Below are 18,548 nucleotides of genomic sequence, written 5' to 3' on the forward strand. Positions count from 1 at the left end.
AAAGAAATGATGATAGACCATTATGAATGCGATGCAACATGCACGGATTTCTGCAAAACGCTGAGGTGGGGAACCCAAAGACTACGATGAATTACATGCATTCATAGATAGTAGCAAAGGCCTATGCAGTGATGCGCGACACCGAATTTTACAGACCTTGTTGGGCATAAATTCGGTTGTGGTCCCTGTGTTTGGACATAGCTTTCAAAATAGCGCAGGCAAATCGATTGATCTGAACGGTTTGTGTGCACGTGATCATTTATTGATGGATCACCAACAGCGCTTTATTTCGACATTCAATGACTTTGTAAATGTGATAGATGCAAGACAATTGCCTAAAAACTTTGAACAGCATTTAGAACAATTACATCAAATAAAAAAAACAACTCAATGATAAATGAACGAAGGGGAACAACATGACGACTTACGTGATTCGTGCCAAATACTTTGGTTATAACGATGAAGTTTTTTACGTGGCAGGTAATCGTATTGCCAATGTTTTTGGTGATAAAGCTCAAGCCGAGGCCGCATATAAAAAGCTAGAAATTGATGGGGCGCGAGATTTTGCTCTGTATGAAGTGGAATCCCTTTTTGATGCAGATGAAGCTTTGTTAAAACAACTGGATGATTTTGTATTCTCACGTTGTGGTGAACATGTCTGTGAAGATGGGGATATTTCAGATGATGTGTTACCTGAAAGCTTAAGCGATGAAGATACTTTTGAATTTATTCAATTGGCAGGAATGCAAAAATTTCAACTGGTACAGTTTGAACATGAGGCTCGGTTTTATGCGCTTTGGTCAGTCAAAAAACAGAAATGGGTGGAAGAGCATGACGAGTTTTTTGCCAGTCTAGCTTATGCAGATCAACCTGAACAATTAAAAACGAATGTAGGAACTATTTTTGCAGATTATGACTATGGCGATATTCAGCTTAAAGGCTCACTTGATGAGTTGTCTGATCAGCCTGTGCTCTTACAGGCAATGATCACAGCGCAATCGGGTTTGAAATACGATCAGAAAAGCCAAGTTTTAACGATTATGCAGGGTTGGGAAGAAGAAGCTTTATATGCGGTTAATCCTTTACTCAAACAGCCATTATTTGAAATCAAAGAAATTGAGCTTGAAGAAATTCAGAGGATTGAAAAAGAATTAACTGCACAATATAGCTATGATGATTACGAATAACTTTTTCTTTCTATGATTACCAATAAAAAACCAGTTGCAGGCAACTGGTTTTTTATTTCAGTATGTATGCTTACATATTTGAAAGAATAGAATCTTTTACTTGATCCATGGTCGCATCAATCGACAACATCACGGCATCAGCACATTGCTTGATTGCAGTGTCAGGATCTTTTAAGCCATTGCCTGTCACTGTACATACAATCACAGAACCTTCAGCAATTTTACCTGCTTTAAGATCGCGGATTGCACCACCAATTGATGCTGCTGAAGCTGGTTCTACGAATACGCCTTCATACATTGAAAGTAAGCGTTGCGCTTCCAGGATTTCAGCATCAGTCAGTTCATCAAACCAACCTTTAGAATCACGGACTACGGCTTTGGCATGGTTCCAGCTTTGTGGATTACCAATACGAATTGCTGTTGCAACTGTTTCTGGATTCTCCACCGGTGCGCCACGTAAGAATGGCGCAGCACCAGATGCTTGATAACCGACCATTGTTGGTAAGCCTTCTGGTTTAGGACCTGTGAATTGATCAGTTGTAGCATCATAAATCACTTGCTCAAACTGATCCGCTGGTTGATTGGCAACCGCTTCGGTATAACCCATCCAGTGTGCGGTGATGTTACCCGCATTACCGACAGGCAAGCAGTGATAATCAGGTGCGCGGCCCAATGCTTCTACAATTTCATAAGCAATGGTTTTCTGACCTTGCAAACGATACGGGTTGATCGAGTTTACAATCGTTACAGGTGCTTGATCAGCGACTTCTTTGACCAGACGCATACCGTCATCGAAGTTACCGCGAATTTGCATGGTGATCGCGCCGTACATCATTGCCTGCGCCATTTTACCCATCGCAATTTTGCCTTCTGGGATCAATACGAATGCTTTGATACCTGCACGTGCTGCATAGGCTGCTGCTGCTGCTGAAGTATTCCCTGTAGATGCACAGATAATCGCTTTAGAGCCTTCTTCAACTGCTTTTGTCACCGCCATGGTCATACCACGGTCTTTAAATGAACCTGTTGGGTTCAGACCTTCGTATTTCACATAGATTTCTACGTTTTTGCCAATAATACGTGGAATGTTCTCTAGTTTAATCAGTGGGGTATTCCCTTCACCTAAAGAAATTGCGCGTGTAGTTGCAGACACAGGTAAACGGTCACGATAACGATCTACAAGACCAGTATAACGATTGGCATTCGACATGATGGTGTTCCAATATGAGGTAGAGAGAAAATCCCTCCCAACCTCCCTTTGGAAAAGGGAGGAGTTCCCCCTCTTGAATAACGAGGGGTGAGGGGAGATTTAAACTGATTAACTATCGAGCGATTCTAAACGAATTCTTACGATTTCGCCACGAATTACAGGTAATGCTTGAATTTGTGCTAGTGCTTCATCCATTTTAGATTCAACGATCGGATCGGTTAAAATCACGATAGGAATCAAGTCTTTTAAGCGTGATTGCTGCATGATGGCATCAATACTGATTCCAGCACGGCTGAGAATCGTAGTGACATCAGCCAATACGCCAGTCTGATCTTCAGCATTGAGACGGATGTAATAACCAGTGGTCATTTCTTCACGACTCAAGATTGGCACATTGGTCAATGCTTCAAAAGCAAGCTGAGGAATTGTTCCAGCGCCATCTTCGGTATATGAAATATCACGCACGATATCAATCACGTCAGCAACCACAGCAGAAGCTGTTGGACCTGCGCCAGCACCAGCACCATAATATAAGGTTGGGCCAACGGCATTGGCTTGAACCAAGACGGCATTTTTAACGCCATTTACATTGGCAATCAATTCTTCTGCAGGGATCAGGGTTGGATGTACACGTAACTCAATGCCTTTGTCAGCACGGCGTGCAATGCCTAAATGCTTGATACGGAAACCAAGTTCTTCTGCATATTTCACATCTTGAGCTGTGATTTTGCTGATACCTTCGGTATAGACCTTATTAAATTGCAATGGAATACCAAAAGCACATGACGCCAAAATCGTCAGCTTATGGGCCGCATCAATCCCTTCAACATCAAAGGTTGGGTCAGCTTCGGCATAACCAAGTTCTTGCGCTTCTTTTAAAACGTCTTCAAAGGCACGGCCTTTTTCACGCATTTCAGTCAGAATGAAGTTGCCTGTACCGTTAATGATGCCGGCAAGCCATTCGATATGGTTGGCTGCAAGACCTTCACGGATCACTTTAATGATTGGGATACCGCCAGCAACCGCTGCTTCATAAGCAATCTGAACGGCATTGTCTTCTGCTGCCTTAAACAGTTCATTACCATGTTCAGCCAGTAAAGCTTTGTTTGCAGTGACAACCTGTTTACCATGCTTAATGGCTTCCATGATGACTTCATAAGCAGGATGAATGCCACCCATGACTTCGACCACCATATCAACATCTGGTTGACGGACGATCTCCATCAAGTCATCGCTTTGTTTAATGCCTTCGAGTTGTAAATCTGGACGTGGACGGCGTGTGCCTACGTGTGTAATTTGAATTTCTCGACCGGTACGGCGTTTAATTTCCGCAGCATTTTCTTGTAGTAATTTAAGGGCTCCACCACCTACAGTACCAAGACCGAGTATCGCCAGACGAACTGGTTTCACGTCACACTCCATTTTATTCAATCATTTTAATGAAGCTTGATCATAGCTAAAAAAATGCACATACACTAGGGTCTGTTGTCACTTTATAAATGAATTGCGTTGAAGGCTGAGAATCCATCAGACTAGGCATGAAACGTAGGGAATGGCATTCCCTTGCCAAGTTTCATAACGACGTATGAGGGAGTTTTAGCCACAACCCAGTGGGACAGGGAGATTTTTGGCGCTTCTGCGTTATGTCTTGTTTATTTAGAATGACTAAATTTCACAATCCATGCCTTGTATCGCCTAAAAATCTCCTCTGTCGCAATCATAGATAAAGTGGTAACAGACCCTATTACGATCATCTTTAATCTGTCGCCCGAGTCTTAGTCATTTTGAGGAGATGTTTTCGGTTATTTGTTTAAGCGTTGAGCGATTTCTTCAGGGGTCATATAACCACCTAAATACTCACCTTCGACGTTATAAATCGCTGGTGTACCATTCACACCCATGTTCAGACCCAACTGATATTGGTCACGTACTGGATTCTTACATTCAGCTGCAGATACAGGTAAACCCTTAGCGGCTTGATCAAAAGCAGCTTTACGATCTTGGCTACACCAGATTGCCTGCATGGTTGGCATGAACTGTTCACCACGCGGCCAAGCGATATAACGTACTTCAATCCCTTTGGCATTAATTTCAGCAAGGTGCTCGTGCAGTTTATGGCAATATGGGCAGCTTGAATCTGTGAAGACGTAAATGACATGCTTCGCTTTACCACCTTGCGCTGGATAAACGATTAAATCTTCAGTCTTGAGTGAAGCCAGATGTTTTTTATTTTCGGTTGCTTGAAGTGCCTCGCTGACATTGTGCAACTGTTTGTCACCTAAACGAACCACATCCCCTTGAATAATGTATTGTCCATCCGCAGTGGCATAGACTGAACCCATCCCTTCTAGGCTAACCCAGTAAAGGTTTGGAACCTCAGTTTTCTTGATTACAAGAATTTTGGCATTGATGTTTGCCGTTTTAAAATGCTTTTCTAAAGTTGAAACCAAGCGCTGTTGCGTATTGCGTTCATTTAATGTCGATGCTTCACCTGTCGCAGGCGCACTTGCTGTGAGTGCATCTTGTTTTTGTGCTGAATTTTCTTTTGAGCAAGCACTTACTAATAATGTTGATGCTAATGTACAAGCAATTACAAGCTGAGACCGAGTAAACAACATAGAGAACCTTTTTTGTACGAATTCATTTGTATAAGGGGCTTAGCATAACAAAAAAAATGAATCACTTCGTTAAATCTTGCATAGGCTCTGTGAACAGAATCAAGTTTTAGCTGAATCCTAGATAAAAGGTGGTTTTAACCCCGTGGATGGTATTTGCCATGCAACTCCTGCATCCGCTGCTGAGCGACATGGGTATATATTTGAGTAGTAGAGAGGTCGCTATGCCCAAGCAGCATTTGCACGACGCGTAAATCTGCACCGTGATTAAGTAAATGGGTGGCGAAAGCGTGACGCAACGTATGGGGTGATAACTCCGCTTGAATATTGGCTTGTAAGGCATAACGCTTAATTGCATACCAAAAATTCTGGCGACTCATGATACCGCCATGTTGGGTAAGAAACAGATAATCGGTGCTGCTTTTATATAATTGCGGGCGTGATTCGACTAAATATTTTTCAATCCAGTCACAGGCAAATTGCCCGAGTGGCACCAGACGTTCTTTATTGCCTTTACCTGTAACGCGTAGAAATCCCTGTTTTAAATTGATCAGTTCAAGTTTTAAGTTGAGTAATTCCGAAACACGTAGACCACATGCATATAGCACTTCGAACATGGCACGGTCGCGTAGACCCAAAGCAGTGGTAATGTCTGGTGCATTGATCAAAGCCTCGACATCTTGTTCAGATAAATCCTTGGGTAAGGCACGACCAATTTTAGGGGAGTGGTGGGTGGCAACAGGATTGTCATCCCGAAGTTTTTGCTCTCTTAAAAATTTATAAAACTGTCTGAGCGCGGATAAGCAACGGGCAATCGAACGGGGACTTTTCCCTGCTTTGGTGAGGGCGATAAGAACATCAGCAATGTCATCACTGGACCATTCTGGTAATGCTGAGCTTTGATGTAATTCGCTACATTGAATCAGATCGGATAAATAAGCATTTCGTGTATGTGGACTGACGGTTTGTGCGACAAGATAATCTCGAAAACCTTGTAAAAAACTGAGTTGGGCTGGAATAGTAATCGCAGCGGGGATGCGTGGCTTTTTATTGAGCATAATGGGCCTAAAACGATAATCTATGAAAAAGTACATGTGCTTTTTAGGCGTGATATACCCTAATTTATCCTTGATTTCATTGCACTGTAAAAGAAAATTGAATTGTTGTCGATCTGTCACAAAGCTAAATGCCATTGAGATTGTTTTTGGTAATTATTCTCATTTGCTTGTATACTATCATAAAGAGAGTAAAGGGTTAGAGCGGTGCGATTGTCAGCATTAAAAGTCAAGCAAATAGCGGTGATCACGAAAGTGAATCGCTTGGTCGATGAGACAGAACAGCCAGATTTAGTTGCAGTTCGTTTAGAAAGTTTAGGCTTTGTGCCTGGTACGCAAGTGCAAGTGATTACCAAAGGTATTTTTGGTGGTGATCCGATTCTAATCCAGCTCGGTTTTACGCGTTTTGCATTACGAAAAGCTGAAGCGGATAAAATTGAAATTCAACTTGAAGGAGCACCTGCATGAGTGATGCGTTACGTGTTGCCCTTGTGGGAAATCCAAACTGCGGTAAGACATCTTTATTTAACCATTTAACAGGTACGCGCCAAAAAGTTGCCAACTATGCTGGAGTAACAGTTGAGCGTAAGGTTGGACATTTTCAGCTGCCGTCTGGAAAGTCTGTACGTGTCTTGGATTTACCAGGGACTTATAGTCTACAGGCGACTAGCCCAGACGAAGAAATCACTCGTGACGTCTGCCAAGGTAAAATTGCAGAAGAAGGTCAACAAGATGCTTTCTTGTGTGTGGTCGATGCAACCAACTTAAAACTACATCTTGGTTTGGTGTTGGAAATTATTGAGCTTGGTCGTCCGATCCTTGTTGTTTTGAACATGATGGATGAAGCGCGTCGTCGTGGTATTCAGATCAATACTCAAAAGCTTTCTGAGCGTTTGGGTGTACCTGTTGTTGAAACTGTGGCGGTACGTAATTCAGGTATCGAGAACCTGTTGCACGCATTAGATCAGGAAAAATATACGGTTCCACAAACAGAGTTGAGCGGCTTGAAGGGCGACCACCATCAGAAAATCGAAGTGATTTTTAAAGATGTGGTGAACTTTGTCGATCAAGAAGATAAGCGTACCGATTTCCTCGATAAGATTTTCTTACATCCAGTTCTCGGTTTACTTAGTCTTGCGATTATGATGTTTATCGTATTCCAAGCCGTATTTGCTTGGGCTGCACCGTTTATGGATGGGATTGAAAGCTTCTTTGCATGGTTTGGTGAGAAGCTCGGAGAGTATATCTCACAACCCTTGCTGCATAGTTTGGTTGTCGATGGGATTATCGCAGGTGCGGGGAGTGTGGTTGTGTTCTTGCCACAAATTTTGATTTTATTCTTCTTTATTTTGGTTTTAGAAGAATCAGGTTATTTACCGCGTGCAGCCTTCTTGCTTGATAAATTGATGTTCAAAGCAGGTTTAAGTGGCCGAGCGTTTATTCCATTACTTTCAAGCTTTGCCTGTGCAGTTCCTGGGATTATGGCAACACGTAGTATTAGTGATCCACGTGATCGTTTTACCACGATCATGGTTGCGCCATTGATGACCTGTTCTGCACGGTTACCCGTTTATGCCTTATTGATTGCTGCCTTTATTCCAAGTCAAACGGTCTGGGGCATTTTCAACCTACAAGGTCTGGTTTTATTTGGCTTGTACATGTCTGGTATTGTCAGCGCACTTTGTGTTGCGATCGTGATGAAATTTTTGCAAAAAGATAAATCACAACATGCACTTTTGCTTGAGCTACCAAGTTACCGTATTCCTGATTTGAGAAGCGTTGGGATTGGCTTGCTTGATCGCGGTAAAATCTTCTTAAAACGTGTCGGTGGCATTATCTTTGCCCTGTCGATTTTGCTTTGGTTCTTATGTACGTTCCCACAAGCACCAGAAGGGGCAACCATACCTGATATCGATTACAGTTTTGCTGGGATGTTGGGGCATTTGTTACAACCGATTTTTGCACCAGTAGGCTTTAACTGGCAGATAGTGGTTGCACTTATTCCTGCGATGGCAGCACGTGAAGTTGTAGTTGCAGCTTTAGGTACCGTCTATGCACTATCCGGTGCCGATGATGATGCAATCTCGCAGGGACTTTCTCATTTAATTAGTGCGGATGGCACAGGTTGGTCATTAGCAACAGGTTTATCATTGTTGGTATGGTTTATCTATGCGCCGCATTGTTTGGCAACGTTAGCAACGGTACGCCGTGAGACAGGTTCATGGAAACATGTTGCTGTGATGACTGCGTATTTATTTGGTTTGGCGTATTTAATGTCTTTCTTGACCTATCAAATTGTATCAAGCATTTGGGGTTAAGAAATTCCACCTAGCCTCCCTTTAAAAAGAGAGGCAATCATTGGAGAGACGGTTATGTTTGAGTACTTGATTGTTGCTGTATTGGTACTGTGGAGTGCTGTTGTCGTATTCAAAAAGGTGTTCCCTCAAACATCAAATTCAGCCTTTCTGAGTTTGTCGAATTTTTGCCAGCGTTTAGGTTGGCAGCGTTTGGCGGGCTGGTTAAAACCTAAAATGGCTGTGGGGTGTGGCGGTGGCTGTGGTTGTTCGACCGATGAGGCTGAGAACAAAAAAGTAGAACCCATTCAAACGGTTAAATGGCGTTAATACAATTCAAAATGCCCATCTCAAGATGGGCATTTTTGGAAAAAAGAAAAAGTGAATCAGACTTAAATAAGCAAAAAACAATCATTAAGTTCAAAGCATAAATTGATTGCACTGGGTTTCATGCTGGTGATGACGCTGCTTTATCTCTCTACTTTGTCTAAAGGTCTGAATATTTATAAAGAAGCCCTCTCTTGGCTTATCTCATGTTTAATCTTGATTTATCTGTGATTGAGACCTCTGAATTGATCGCACTTAAAATCAGGCAATATGCATTTAAATCTGTAGATTGGTTAGGTGCTGTGATCTTGGCTTTATTAGGGATGAGCTTTTTTATACCTGCTGAAGCTTTTACGCACTGACACAAAAAAGATTGAATAAAACCAAAACTGAAAAAGCATTTAAAACAGTAAAGTGCTAACATTTTTGCCATTCTGTAATCTGCAAAAAATGGGGCGAAAATGTTAATACAACGTGGTGGATTAAAAGTTGTTGCTGGCTTGGGTATTTCTGGTGTGTCAGCAGTCAATTTTCTACATGAGCAGGGCTACCAAGTTGCAGTAACAGATTCGCGAGCCACCCCGCCAGGGCATGATCAGATTCCAGCAGGTGTGCGTACCAGTTTTGGTCAATTGGACAGTGAGCTTTTATTGCAAGCAGAAGAAATTATTCTTAGTCCAGGACTTGCACCCCAACTTCCAGAAATTCAACAAGCAGTTGAAAAAGGCATCCCAGTGGTCGGTGATATTCAATTATTACGCCGTGCTACAGAAGTGCCAATCATTGCGATTACAGGATCAAATGCAAAAAGTACAGTCACCACGTTAATTGGCTTGATGGCACAAGAGGCGGGCAAAAATGTGGCTGTCGGTGGTAACTTAGGTCGTCCAGCATTAGATTTATTAAAAGATAAACCTGATTTAATTATTTTAGAGTTATCGAGCTTCCAGCTTGAAACCACATCACACTTGAATGCAGAAGTTGCTGTGGTGTTGAATATGAGTGAAGATCATTTAGATCGTCATGGTGATATGTTGGGTTATCACAAAGCCAAACATCGTATTTTTCAGGGCGTGAAAAAAGTCGTTTATAACCGTGACGATAATCTAAGCCGTCCATTGGTTCCAGATGTTACCCCAATGCAAAGTTTTGGTTTGAATGCACCTGATTTAAATCAATATGGTGTGCTGCGTGATGCCGATGGCAGCATGTGGTTAGCTCGAGGAAGAGAGCGTTTGCTTAAAACCTCTGAGATGTATATTCAAGGGATGCACAACGTTGCCAATGCATTGGCGTGTTTGGCATTGGGCGAAGCAGTTGGTTTACCCCCAGCTTCAATGTTTGAAACGCTTAAGCATTTTAAGGGCTTAGAACATCGTTGTGAATATGTCGAAACCATTGATGGTGTGCGCTATTACAATGACTCCAAAGGAACCAATGTTGGGGCGACGCTGGCTGCAATTGATGGTCTTGGTGTCGCAATTGAAGTGAAAAAAGGCAAACTGGCTTTGATTCTTGGTGGTCAAGGCAAAGGGCAGGATTTCAAACCTCTCCGTGATGCGATTCAAAAATATGTGAAATCAGTGGTTCTCATTGGTGAAGATGCTGCGGTGATTGAACAGGCGATTCAAGGTACAACTGTGATTCAGCATGCAACCAGTTTAAAAGAAGCGGTAGCACTGGCTCAAAAAGCCACTCAAGCAGAAGATGTGGTTTTACTTTCACCCGCCTGTGCGAGCTTTGATATGTTTAAAAGCTATAATGATCGTGGGCATCAATTCGTGGCATGTGTAAATGCCTTGAATGAAAAATAAGAACTGGGAATAGAACTATGGCTGACTTAGCCCAAAATACGGTACAGAAGATTTCGCAATTGCTGAATCGTTTACCTAAGCTACCCGCGGAAATGACGGCACGAAATATCCTGATTTTTTCTGTGATTTCGTTGCTATGTTTCGGTTCAATCATGGTTGCATCAGCGTCTATGCCGTACGCGGAATATATCCATGAGAGTCCTTTTTACTTTTTGATTCGTCATGGTATTTCAATTGTGGTTGCTGCGGTGGTGGCATTTTTAACCTATCGAGTTTCATTGAATCTTTGGTTTAAAAATGCATTTCCTTTATGGCTCATTACCATTGTTTTGCTCTTGGCGGTATTGGTGGTCGGTTCGGAAGTCAATGGTGCACATCGTTGGATTAAGGTGGGTGGTTTTACCCTACAGCCGACTGAAATTGCTAAAATTGTGATGGCGATTTTTACTGCGGATTATGTGGTACGCCGCGCCAAAGAAGTACGAACGCATTGGAAAGGTTTACTACGCTTAAGTGGTGTCATGGCCTTAACGGTTGGTTTTATTGTGGCTGAGCCAGACTTAGGTGCAACCGTCGTGATTGTATTAATGATGGTGGGTGTATTCTTTTTAGCAGGAGCGCCAGCAACACAGTTCTTGATCATGCTTGGTGCGATCTTTGCGGGTGTGAGTGCGTTGATTATCTTCGAGCCATTCCGCTTCCAACGTTTGATTTCCTTTACTAACCCTTGGGCAGATCCATTGGGAGTAGGCTACCAGCTCTCAAATGCATTGATGGCCTTTGGTCGAGGTGAGTGGTTTGGTACGGGTTTAGGACACAGTGTGCAGAAGCTTTCATACTTACCTGAAGCGCATACGGACTTTATGTTGGCTGTATTAGGTGAGGAATTCGGCTTCTTTGGTGTGTTTATTGTGATGCTGCTGTCATTTACCATGTTGGCCTGTTGTATTCGTATCGGTCATCGTGCCTTGCAACATAACTATTTGCGTGCAGGCTATTTAGCCTATGGAATTAGCATTATTTTTCTGATGCAGATTCTGGTGAATGCAGGCATGAATATGGGCTTGATGCCAACCAAAGGTTTGACTTTACCATTTATTAGTTATGGTGGTACATCGTTGATGATGTGTGCAGCGATGATTAGTTTGATTTTAAAGATTGATGCATCAACACAAGAGTTAAACCCATTAAAAGAAGAATCGAATTTCTAAATTGGTTTAGATTAAAAAAGCCCTGACAATGTTTAGGGCTTTTTTACGGCTTACTGAAAAGTTCCTGCCAAATGAATGCCGAGCGGGATTGAGTTTACATCCCATTGTTGCACGGCTTGTTGCAGCATGATGCGTGGTTGATCCAGTTCAACTTTGGATTGTCCTAAGGCTAAAATAGCCTGAAGCAGCAGTTCTGGTGCTTTGTTGATGTCCAATGCTTGGGCTAGATTTTGCTTAGATAGTTTTTGTCCTTGATCGTTCATGGCAAGAGGAAGGTGCATATAGCTTAAACTTGGATAATCAAGCAAAGAGCCCAACCAAATTTGTCGGGCTGTATTATCGAGTAGATCTGCGCCACGGACCACATGGCTAATGCCTTGCAGATAGTCATCCACGACCACTGCGAGTTGATAGCTGATAATGCCATCACGGCGTTTTAATACGAAATCACCGAGATCCTGTTGTAAGTTAGAACATTGCTGGCCTTGTAAGCGATCTTGAAAGCAAATGAGCTGGTCAGAAACTTTTAAGCGAATGGCTTGATCAACAAAATCGAGATTGAGGTCGCGGCAGGTGCCGATATAGATATAATTTGAACCCAACATCTTACGCGTACATTGACAAGCGTAAATCGCTTGTGATTGCTTGAGTTGCTCAAGCACCTGCTCATAAAGATTTAAACGATCTTTTTGAAAAATAATTTCTGCATCTGGCTCAAATTGAAAAGCATCAATACAAGCAAGAATGTGAGCTTCGCTGTTGGGATAAATGCGAGGAATGTCGGTATCTTCGATACGGACCAACCATTTACCTTGATTGGCTTTGGCATCACAATAACTGGCGACAGCAGTCAGTAAGGAACCAAAATGCAATGGACCAGTAGGCGATGGCGCGAATCGTCCGATGTAAGACATAAAGATTAAATGGTCGTGTGTTTTAATCCTCCCGAAACCCCTCCTTTATAAGGAAGGGAGTACTCGAACATTATAAATTTCTCAATTGTCAGTACTCCTCCCTTTTTAAAGGGAGGTTGGGAGCGATGATTAACCGTTGTTTTGCTTTTCTTTGATTTCTGCCAAAGTTTTGCAATCAATACATAAAGTCGCTGTTGGGCGAGCTTCTAAACGACGTAAACCAATTTCGATACCACAGGTTTCACAGAAACCATAGTCTTCGTTTTGAATTGCTTCGATCGATTGTTCGATTTTGCGAATGAGCTTGCGTTCACGGTCACGTGTGCGTAGTTCAATTGCAAATTCTTCTTCTTGCGTTGCTCGGTCATTGACGTCAGGAAGCGCACTTGATTCATCTTGCATGGTGTTCAAGGTGCGATCAACTTCAGACATTAACTCAGCTTTCCATGCATTTAAAATTTGGCGGAAATGCTCAAGTTGTCCTTCAGACATATATTCTTCATTTTTCTTTGGCTGATAAGGCGCAATTCCAAATAAGCTCGCAGTTGTACCGCTTTCTGAAGCTTTAGGTTTGGTTTTGCGTGTACGTTTCACAGCCAATTTTTGATCGTCGATCACTTCTGTCTGTTCGTCCAAGACTTGATTTTGGTTGTCATTCGCCATATAGGGCATTCCTCATCTTACACGTACTATCTATACGCAAAAAATATGGTGATATGCAAGTGTTTTTATAGAAACCTAAGATGGTTTTTTCCATCAAGGGTCGACATCATATAGAGTTTTTGGACAAGATGGTAGTCATTCCCGTCCAGATTTTGTGAGAAATCGACAATGTAATTTGTAATCAAAAGTTTAGTCATAGCCTAAAACTTCAGAACTGTTCATTCGCTGCGAAGTTGAGAGACGATAGACCTGAGTTTCCAGTTCACCGTTGGCTTTTAGGCGAATATAGCGGTAGCCAGGATGTTCCTCATCCAAGGCAAACTTATCGCTTTTGGGCTTGAACTGAATACAGGTGGACGGAGTCGATAAAAACTCAATGCCTTGCCATGTATTGATTGAGTCTTGATGCACATGACCACATACGATTGCTTTGACATTTGAAAAAGGCTGGATGGTTTCCAGTAAGTCGGATGAATTTTTAAGTTTATGCTGATCAATCCACGCAGATTGCATGGCAAAAGGATGATGGTGACACGCAATAATGACATGGCGATCATGGTGTTGTGTCAGCAACTGGGTGAGCTGTTGCAATTGTGCTTCAGCAATTTTTCCATCAATCCGCTTTGGCTGTGCGCTATTGAGTAGGATAATGCACCATTGACCTAACTCAATCACGGTCGGTTTCTGATCTTTTTCATGGAATGGAAAATGCGTTACATCGTCATGGTTGCCAGGGGTATGAAAAAAGGGGATTCCCAAGCTTTGCATATGTTGTACATAGCGTTTATACGTCAAAGGTGTTGGCGATTGAGCTAAGTCACCTGTGTGTACAATCAAGTCAATATGAGGATGTTGCTGGCGCATCAAGTCGATTACAGCATGAAAACTTTGTTCGGGTTGCATCCCGACAAACTCTAAATGTGGATACTCTAATAAATGTGTATCAGTAATCTGTATCATCACAAAATCTTGTTGCGATAATGATGAGACTTGGAAAGTCACCGTCTTTAGCCCCTTCAGATTTTTATCTTTGTTGTATGTGTTGAGACAACCACTGTAATGCCATGATTACAGGTGCATTTCTCAACCGCCCGTTAATTAATAATGCTTCTAATTCGGAATAGGCAAATAGATGAAGCTGAATATTTTCACCTTCATCTGGCATCCCAAAAACGCCCCCGTCCTTTGGTAAATCAACTTCTGCAACATATAAGTGAAAAAATTCAGAACATGCGCCCACAGAAGGGTAGAAGCTAAATAAGTGTTTTAATTCAGTGATCTTACAACCAGACTCTTCTAAGCTTTCACGGCGGATACAACTTTCTGGAGATTCATCTCCATCGAGTACTCCGGCAATAACTTCGAGTTGCCATGGTGAAACTGGATCATTCAATGCACCGACACGAAATTGTTCAATCAGTGCAAATCGTTGTTGTTGGTCATTATAAAGTAAAACGCCAGCAGCTTCTGGACGATGAACCAATTCACGCTGAATTAAAGGTGAGTAATCTTCTCGATGAAATAATCGATGTTTTAAGCTCACTTTCTCAACTTGAATGAACCCTCGAAACAAAGGCTCTCGAGATTCTATCGTAACGTCGGTTGCTGAGTAGCTGGCGTGGTCAAGAATAGTCATCTTCAATCAGGATGAGATTGTACATATCTCATCCTAACCGAGAATGATTCGCAGGAAAATCTTTTTTTAGTCGATTTACACCTTGTGGTACAATTTTTGACCATGTTCCTGATAAGCGGTTTTCATGGCATTGAGACCTGCTTCAACTTCTTTTTCAGCATCATTTGACTGTTTGGCATTGTGCTGGTTTTGCGCATAATCTCGCACATTCTGGGTGATTTTCATTGAACAGAATTTTGGACCGCACATTGAACAGAAGTGCGCTGATTTATGGGCTTCTTTGGGAAGCGTTTCATCGTGCATGCTGCGTGCTGTGTCTGGGTCTAAGCTGAGATTGAACTGATCATCCCAACGGAATTCAAAGCGTGCTTTAGAGAGGGCATTGTCGCGAACTTGTGCACCTGGATGCCCTTTGGCCAAGTCAGCCGCATGTGCTGCAATCTTGTAGGTGATGATACCGTCTTTAACATCTTTTTTGTTTGGCAGGCCTAAATGCTCTTTCGGGGTGACGTAGCAAAGCATCGCCGTGCCGTACCAGCCAATCATTGCAGCACCAATCGCAGAGGTGATATGGTCATAACCTGGTGCGATATCTGTGGTCAGTGGTCCAAGTGTATAGAATGGTGCTTCTTTACAGACTTCGAGTTGAAGATCCATATTTTCTTTAATCATATGCATTGGCACGTGACCAGGCCCTTCAATCATGACTTGTACATCATGTTCCCAAGCGCGATGTGTCAATTCACCTAGTGTTTTAAGCTCGCTAAATTGTGCTTCGTCGTTGGCATCTTGCACACAACCTGGACGTAGCCCATCACCTAAGCTAAATGACACGTCATAGGCTTTCATGATTTCACAAATTTCGTCGAAATGCGTATATAAAAAGTTTTCTTCATGATGCGCCAGACACCATTGCGCCATGATTGAACCACCACGAGACACAATGCCCGTTAGACGGTTTGCTGTCATGGGTACGTAACGTAACAGTACGCCTGCATGAATGGTGAAATAGTCAACACCCTGTTCAGCTTGTTCAATCAATGTGTCTTTAAAGATTTCCCAAGTTAAATCTTCAGCCACGCCATCAACTTTTTCCAGTGCCTGATAGATGGGTACAGTACCGATTGGCACAGGCGAGTTGCGGATAATCCATTCACGGGTTTCATGAATGTTCTTACCTGTTGATAAATCCATGATGGTATCGGCACCCCAACGGGTTGCCCAAGTCATTTTTGCCACTTCTTCATCAATCGATGAACCGAGCGCAGAGTTACCGATATTGGCATTAATTTTCACCAAGAAATTGCGACCAATGATCATCGGTTCACATTCTGGATGATTAATGTTGGCTGGGATAATGGCACGGCCCGCAGCAATTTCCTGACGTACAAATTCAGGGGTAATTTCTCGTAAGTTTTGTGCGCCAAAGTTTTGCCCTGGATGCTGACGCATATCGACATTTTCGCGTTGGCGCTGGTTTTCACGAATGGCAATATATTCCATTTCAGGCGTAATCATACCTTGTTTGGCATAGTGCATTTGCGTGACATTTTTGCCTGTTTGTGCACGACGTGGATTTTGAATATGGGCAAAACGAATTTCGGCTGTACGAATATCTTTTAAGCGAGCTTGACCAAACTCCGAACTAAGACCAGAAAGTACATCGGTGTCTTGGCGTTCTTCAATCCATGTTTGACGAACGGAAGGTAGGCCTTTGTTTAGGTCGATTTGTATATTGGGGTCAGTATAAACACCAGACGTGTCATAAACCATCACTGGTGGATTGTGTTCACCACCCAAGCCAGTTGGCGTTTCGGTTAAGCTAATTTCGCGGAAAGGGACTTGGATATCAGGGCGAGAACCTTCAACATAGACTTTTCGAGATGCAGGTAATATTCGGGTTAAATCTTTTGCAGCTTGCTCATGTTGAGCAGAAATATCAGCAGGGGAAAGATTCGTTAATTGGTTCATGGCATGATCCTTATGTATGGCATTAACGAATCAAGCACGACCAAAAAGCATGGCGGATTTATCTCTACGATAAATAGAAGCTAAGTTTTTTGCTGGGCTTGATTCCTACGCAGGTGTTAACCTGATCAGGTTCAACGGTACTTGCCTTTAAATTCTGTAATTAAGACAATCTCAGCAGTTTGTTAACTGCGCTCCGTCAAGCGACGCATTTAGCGTAACAGATTTTTAAATTTTTGTTGTAGCAATTCACACCAATCAACTACGGGCCAATCCGTGCTATTGTCATAAAAGTTTCATCATTTCTATGTTTTAATCACCAATCATTTTTTCCATGTATTTAGTGGAGGCATACTGTGAGCCCAAGCAATCCTGTGTTAAGTCATCATATTTCTTCACAATTTAATGAAGACTTGCAAGATGTGCACACCAAGTTTATGACCATGGGTGGATTAGTGGAGCAACAAGTCGCAAATGCGATTCATGCTTTATTAGACACAGATGCTAATTTAGCGATTGATGTACAGTTTAAAGACAATGCAGTGAATCAATTCGAGCGTGATATTGATGAAGGTTTGACATTGATTTTAGCTCGCCGTCATCCAGCAGCGATTGATTTACGTATGGTGATCGCAATGAGCAAAGGTAATACAGACCTAGAGCGTATTGGCGATGAAGCTGCGAAAATTGCACGTATTGCACAAACCCTGTGTGAAGAAGGTGAGTCACCACGTGGTTATATGGAAACCCGTCATATTGGCAATCAGGTTCGTGTCATGATTCATGATGCCCTAGATGCTTTTGCGCGTTTAGATGTTGAGCAGGCATTGAAAGTCGTCATGGCAGATGTGGATATTGACCGTGAATATCAATCAGCCACCCGTACCTTAATGACCTATATGATTGAAGATCCGCGTCATATCTCACGGGTTATTAATGTGATGTGGGTACTACGCTCTTTAGAAAGAATTGGTGATCACGCGCGTAATATTTCAGAACAGGTGATTTATATGGCGAAGGGTACCGATGTGCGTCATACCAGTATTGAAGAGATTGAGCAAAAAGTGCATCAAAAATAATGGTAAAAGTAGAATAATATATCGCCGCTCTAACTAGAGCGGCTTTTTATTTTGAGGGAATTGCAATAAAAAAATCCCAGACTTCGGGGGAAAGTCTGGGAGAGAAATATCATGCGTTACGTGAGATATCAACGTATCTCTTTGTCCTTCTGAATACAACTATAAACACCGTGCTGTAACGTGTCATGTAGACAACTGTGTATACTCTGTAAGGCTTTATTACTTATGTAAATATCATGTAAAAAGAGAGCTGAAAAACAGCTCTCTTTTTACGGTAGGATGAGACAAAACTACTTATTTTTGCTCAGTCCAACCTTCAGCTTTTTCTACACTTTCATCGTTATTAAAGAACTTCTCACGTTGTTCTTCGAGGAATTTTTTCGCATCAGGTTCAAATACATTCAAACGTTTTTCATTAATCAAGGTGGTTTGATGTTTTAACCATTCTTGCCATGCCTGTTTTGAAACGGTTTCAAAGAACTCTTGGCCTTTGGCACCAGGAAATGGTGCAAAATCCAAGCCTTCAAGCTCTTGTTTGTATTTGCGGCAAAGTACTTGTCTAGTCATCATAAATC

Annotated in this window: 17 protein-coding genes, 2 pseudogenes and 1 riboswitch; of the genes and pseudogenes, 9 read left to right on the forward strand and 10 right to left on the reverse strand. The window is 42.2% G+C overall.

Going from position 1 to position 18,548, the window contains the following annotated elements; genetic code table 11:
- Window positions 1–22: 22 nt before the first annotated feature.
- Window positions 23–370, forward strand: a pseudogene (locus F909_RS21695) (DUF6915 family protein); the annotation flags it as partial.
- Between the two features lie 46 nt (window positions 371–416).
- A complete protein-coding gene (locus tag F909_RS01240; protein WP_005154733.1) occupies window positions 417–1,187 on the forward strand; it encodes a hypothetical protein in 771 nt (256 codons plus the stop codon).
- A gap of 70 nt (window positions 1,188–1,257) precedes the next feature.
- On the opposite strand, the gene thrC is transcribed toward F909_RS01240, so the two are convergent.
- From thrC to xerD, 4 genes are all read right to left on the reverse strand, one after another.
- Window positions 1,258–2,397 (reverse strand): threonine synthase, encoded by a 1,140-nt coding sequence (gene thrC, locus F909_RS01235; RefSeq protein WP_005154735.1) that lies wholly within the window; start codon window positions 2,395–2,397, stop codon window positions 1,258–1,260.
- Between the two features lie 108 nt (window positions 2,398–2,505).
- Window positions 2,506–3,807, reverse strand: a complete 1,302-nt coding sequence (locus F909_RS01230) for a homoserine dehydrogenase (RefSeq protein ID WP_005154736.1) — start codon at window positions 3,805–3,807, stop codon at window positions 2,506–2,508.
- 392 nt (window positions 3,808–4,199) lie between these two features.
- Entirely contained in the window at window positions 4,200–5,015 is an 816-nt protein-coding gene (locus F909_RS01225) for a DsbC family protein (protein WP_005154739.1), read from the reverse strand.
- A 134-nt stretch (window positions 5,016–5,149) separates the two neighbouring features.
- The gene (gene xerD, locus F909_RS01220; RefSeq protein ID WP_005154749.1) at window positions 5,150–6,070 is read right to left on the reverse strand and encodes a site-specific tyrosine recombinase XerD; all 921 of its coding nucleotides are present in this window, start codon (window positions 6,068–6,070) and stop codon (window positions 5,150–5,152) included.
- A 204-nt stretch (window positions 6,071–6,274) separates the two neighbouring features.
- Between xerD and F909_RS01215 the strand changes: the two genes are divergently transcribed.
- From F909_RS01215 to ftsW, 6 genes and pseudogenes are all read left to right on the forward strand, one after another.
- Window positions 6,275–6,535: a FeoA family protein gene (locus F909_RS01215; protein ID WP_005154750.1), complete on the forward strand. Its 261-nt coding sequence runs from the start codon at window positions 6,275–6,277 to the stop codon at window positions 6,533–6,535.
- Window positions 6,532–8,385: a ferrous iron transporter B gene (gene feoB, locus F909_RS01210; RefSeq protein WP_005154752.1), complete on the forward strand. Its 1,854-nt coding sequence runs from the start codon at window positions 6,532–6,534 to the stop codon at window positions 8,383–8,385. Before F909_RS01215 ends, feoB begins: the two co-directional genes overlap by 4 nt.
- 54 nt (window positions 8,386–8,439) lie before the next feature.
- A complete protein-coding gene (locus F909_RS01205) occupies window positions 8,440–8,691 on the forward strand; it encodes a DUF6587 family protein (RefSeq protein ID WP_005154753.1) in 252 nt (83 codons plus the stop codon).
- A gap of 66 nt (window positions 8,692–8,757) precedes the next feature.
- Window positions 8,758–9,050 (forward strand): annotated as a pseudogene (locus F909_RS0120470) (hypothetical protein).
- Between the two features lie 99 nt (window positions 9,051–9,149).
- Window positions 9,150–10,502: a UDP-N-acetylmuramoyl-L-alanine--D-glutamate ligase gene (gene murD / locus F909_RS01200; protein ID WP_005154754.1), complete on the forward strand. Its 1,353-nt coding sequence runs from the start codon at window positions 9,150–9,152 to the stop codon at window positions 10,500–10,502.
- Between the two features lie 17 nt (window positions 10,503–10,519).
- Window positions 10,520–11,713 carry a putative lipid II flippase FtsW gene (gene ftsW / locus F909_RS01195; protein ID WP_005154755.1) on the forward strand — a complete coding sequence of 398 codons (1,194 nt, stop codon included), beginning with the start codon at window positions 10,520–10,522 and terminating at the stop codon, window positions 11,711–11,713.
- Between the two features lie 50 nt (window positions 11,714–11,763).
- Here ftsW and gluQRS read toward each other — a convergent pair whose 3' ends face one another.
- From gluQRS to thiC, 5 genes are all read right to left on the reverse strand, one after another.
- Entirely contained in the window at window positions 11,764–12,627 is an 864-nt protein-coding gene (gene gluQRS / locus F909_RS01190) for a tRNA glutamyl-Q(34) synthetase GluQRS (RefSeq protein WP_005154756.1), read from the reverse strand.
- A gap of 129 nt (window positions 12,628–12,756) precedes the next feature.
- Window positions 12,757–13,290, reverse strand: coding sequence for an RNA polymerase-binding protein DksA (gene dksA, locus F909_RS01185; protein ID WP_004802178.1), 534 nt, complete (start codon window positions 13,288–13,290; stop codon window positions 12,757–12,759).
- Between the two features lie 189 nt (window positions 13,291–13,479).
- Window positions 13,480–14,292, reverse strand: a complete 813-nt coding sequence (cpdA, locus tag F909_RS01180; protein ID WP_005154758.1) for a 3',5'-cyclic-AMP phosphodiesterase — start codon at window positions 14,290–14,292, stop codon at window positions 13,480–13,482.
- Window positions 14,293–14,314: 22 nt separating this feature from the next.
- Window positions 14,315–14,926, reverse strand: a complete 612-nt coding sequence (locus tag F909_RS01175; protein WP_005154760.1) for an NUDIX domain-containing protein — start codon at window positions 14,924–14,926, stop codon at window positions 14,315–14,317.
- A 75-nt stretch (window positions 14,927–15,001) separates the two neighbouring features.
- Window positions 15,002–16,897 carry a phosphomethylpyrimidine synthase ThiC gene (gene thiC / locus F909_RS01170; protein WP_005154762.1) on the reverse strand — a complete coding sequence of 632 codons (1,896 nt, stop codon included), beginning with the start codon at window positions 16,895–16,897 and terminating at the stop codon, window positions 15,002–15,004.
- Window positions 16,898–16,982: 85 nt separating this feature from the next.
- A riboswitch (TPP riboswitch) is annotated at window positions 16,983–17,103 on the reverse strand.
- A gap of 147 nt (window positions 17,104–17,250) precedes the next feature.
- Here thiC and phoU point away from each other — a divergent pair.
- Window positions 17,251–17,973 carry a phosphate signaling complex protein PhoU gene (phoU, locus tag F909_RS01165; protein ID WP_005154764.1) on the forward strand — a complete coding sequence of 241 codons (723 nt, stop codon included), beginning with the start codon at window positions 17,251–17,253 and terminating at the stop codon, window positions 17,971–17,973.
- Window positions 17,974–18,267: 294 nt separating this feature from the next.
- Here the strand turns inward: phoU and F909_RS01160 are convergent, their stop codons facing one another.
- Complete coding sequence (locus F909_RS01160) at window positions 18,268–18,540, reverse strand: oxidative damage protection protein (RefSeq protein WP_005154766.1); 273 nt, start codon at window positions 18,538–18,540, stop codon at window positions 18,268–18,270.
- Window positions 18,541–18,548 lie beyond the last annotated feature (8 nt).

It is taken from the genome of Acinetobacter sp. ANC 3929 (assembly GCF_000369405.1).
In the GTDB taxonomy this organism is placed as follows: domain Bacteria; phylum Pseudomonadota; class Gammaproteobacteria; order Pseudomonadales; family Moraxellaceae; genus Acinetobacter.